The 2,630-nt window shown below is 62.6% G+C and carries 4 protein-coding genes; 1 reads left to right on the forward strand and 3 read right to left on the reverse strand.

The window, feature by feature from the left end:
- Positions 1-186 precede the first annotated feature (186 nt).
- Positions 187-753, reverse strand: a complete 567-nt coding sequence (locus QOI01_RS20935) for a hemerythrin domain-containing protein (protein ID WP_526384319.1) — start codon at positions 751-753, stop codon at positions 187-189.
- 282 nt (positions 754-1,035) lie between these two features.
- Between QOI01_RS20935 and QOI01_RS20940 the strand changes: the two genes are divergently transcribed.
- Positions 1,036-1,260 (forward strand): FAD-dependent oxidoreductase, encoded by a 225-nt coding sequence (locus tag QOI01_RS20940; RefSeq protein WP_526384321.1) that lies wholly within the window; start codon positions 1,036-1,038, stop codon positions 1,258-1,260.
- Here QOI01_RS20940 and QOI01_RS20945 read toward each other — a convergent pair.
- Both QOI01_RS20945 and QOI01_RS20950 read right to left on the reverse strand, forming a co-directional pair.
- Complete coding sequence (locus QOI01_RS20945; protein WP_526384323.1) at positions 1,243-2,025, reverse strand: SigB/SigF/SigG family RNA polymerase sigma factor; 783 nt, start codon at positions 2,023-2,025, stop codon at positions 1,243-1,245. The two genes, QOI01_RS20940 and QOI01_RS20945, sit on opposite strands and share 18 nt — an antisense overlap.
- A 140-nt stretch (positions 2,026-2,165) precedes the next feature.
- Positions 2,166-2,630, reverse strand: a 465-nt coding sequence (locus QOI01_RS20950; RefSeq protein WP_526384325.1) for an ANTAR domain-containing protein, incomplete at its 5' end; no start/stop codon positions are given.

A 2,630-nucleotide genomic window follows, 5' to 3' on the forward strand; every position in this document is an offset into this window, starting at 1 on the left:
TTTCCGAACCCGGCATCGGATAGACAGTTGGATCGCCCTTCAACTGTGCCAGCAAGTGTCCGACGACGTTGAGTGGCAGGTGCAGGTGGTCCGCGATTCGATCGGGCTCGACGAAACAGCCGCATCCCGATGGTCGATCTTGCCCCGGCGGTACCGATCGGCCAGCCATCGGCTGGTATGTCATGCCTACCGGACGGCCGACTCTAGCGCGTCGCGGGCGCGGTCGAGCATTGACGCGAATGGGCCCACCGCGAAGTTTTCCTTGGCGGATTCGATACCGGGGTGCGGTCGGGTGGGCGCGATGGCCTCGGCGGCACGAACGGCGTCGGCCATCCGTCGGCGGTCTGTTCCGCCGAGGGCGTCATGCAGCTTGTTGAATTCCTCGTTCTCCTCATGGTTGGCGTGATCGATTACGTCTCGCTCAAACTGCCTGAGGGCTTCCACGAACGCCGAAGAGCCGATGTCGATGTGTTCGATCTCCGAGAGCTGTCGTTTGGCCTGGTTCTCTTCTTCCAGTCGCGCGCCCACGATGGCGTCGCCACCGTCGATTGTGGCTCGTGCCCTGGGGTGGACGACCATCTCCTCGGCTTTTTCGTGCACGGCTAAGAGCGAACGAAGTTCGAAGAATGCTCTTTCTTGTGTTTCGTTGTCGGGAGCGTTGATGGTTTCGGTGAATAGTTCCTTGATTCGATTGTGTTGCCCCTTGAGGAAGGCGACGACATCCTCTGTTGACATCTCCGATGTTTCGGCCACGACAAATCACCTCCATTGGTTCGGCGTAAGCACTGGGCGCCACGGGCCGTGCGCGTCGGTGCCATACCCTGCGTTTGTCTTGCTAAACAGGTCACATCGCGAAAAATCCGCCCTCTCCCTCCTTCGGGGACCATCTGCCCGACCAACGTCACCAATAGAGCGCCGGCTGGGAAGCCATTGAGCCCGCCTTGCTACACGTTGCCGGCCACGTCCTGAAGTGCATGTCCGCCAACGCATGCCAGCGAGGCCAGCACCGCGACTGCCATCCACGGCGCCACGATTGTGCGCGGTCGCGTTCCGGATTCCTTCGCCCATTCCTCATGCCGGGTGATGCCGATGGCGACAGCGACCGGCCAAGCCGCTGGCTTGTGCACGGCGCTGGCCGCTCACATCGGCTCCGAACGTGAGGTGGCGGCCGCTGGGGTGCAGCGCGAGCTGATGACCCAAGGCGCCAGCCCGCGCGCGACGGAGGACAGCACAGCGGACGCCCTACGGGGATTGGGTTAGCTCATCGCGTAGTCGGGTCAGGGCCTTTCCGAGGAGGCGCGACACACTCATCTGAGCGACGCCGAGTCGATCGGCGATTTGGCTTTGGGTAAGGGATTCATAGAAGCGCATGACGATGATGTCGCGGTCGCGCTCGGGTAGGTTGGCCAGCAGCGGCCGCAACGATTCTCGGCTCTCCACGAGGCTGATGTCGGTGTCGTAGTCGCCGAGGTGGTCTGCAATTGTTCTGGCGCCCTGCTCGCCGCCACGGGGCTCGTCAATGGACTTGGTCCGATAACATCCCCCGGCGAGCAGGCCCTCCATGACGTCGCTGCGCTCCATGTCCAGTTCTGCGGCCATTTCGGTGACCGTCGGCGCACGCCCCAGGCGTTGTGACAAATCCTCGGTTACTGATCCGAGTTGGCGGTATATCTCCTTGACGCCACGCGGCACGCTCAGCGACCAGCCGCTGTCGCGGAAATACCGTTTCACCTCGCCCATGATGGTGGGCACCGCGAAGGACAGAAAATCAGTGCCGACGCAGACATCGAAACGGTTCACCGCGTTGACGAGGCCAACGCGGGCGACCTGCAGGAGGTCTTCATCTGGTTCGCCCCTGCCGTGGTAGCGGCGGGCGATGTGGTCTGCCAGGGGCAGGCACCGTTCAACGATCCGGCTGCGGACGCATCGGCTCTGCGATGACCCGGCCGGAAGCTGGGCGAGCTCGCGAAACATGTCCAACACATCGGCATACTCTGGATCGTGTGGTGGCGGTCGAGAGCGCATCGGTGCGCCACGCGATGACGGCGCCTCGACAGGCGCCGCCTGATCCATCGTCTCAAACCGCTTCTCGCACAACACCAAACGATTACGATTCACGATGGGTAGTCGCGTCCCGACGATGGGCACGCGCACTCGCGTGTTGGTCACGATTGCAACCGCTTCCCGTCGTCGACAAGTTCTCGACGCACCAACCCGCGCGCCACCGAGGACACCGACTGCCCTCGACTCTTGGACAACTCGGCCAGCAACGAGAACGCGGCCACCGCGTCGATATCGAAGCGCTCCATCAGAATTCCCTTAGCTTGTCCGATGGTGTCCCGGTTGATCACCGCCCTGCGGAACCGCTGCTGTCGACGCCATGTCTCCACAGCGGTAACGGCGTCGGCGACAAATGCCAAACCGATGTGTTCGCCTTTAGCCCCAAACACGGCTGGCCGGTCGCCGTAAAGACTCAGTACCGATCTGGGGAATTCGCGGGTGAAAAGGGGCAGCGCCAGCATCGAACGTATCGGCGTGTTGGCTAACGCCTCTTCGACGAAGCGTGACCATCGCAGCTCACCGTCGAGGTCATCAATGCGGCGGAGCTGTCGTTCACAGGCGGCGTCCAA

This window comes from Mycobacterium sp. (assembly GCF_032162605.1).
Classification (GTDB): Bacteria; Actinomycetota; Actinomycetes; order Mycobacteriales; family Mycobacteriaceae; genus Mycobacterium.

Excerpts from the sequence above, each read along its gene's own strand:
- QOI01_RS20945 (WP_526384323.1), bottom strand. The coding sequence starts at position 2,025 with ATGCGCTCTCGACCGCCACCACACGATCCAGAGTATGCCGATGTGTTG.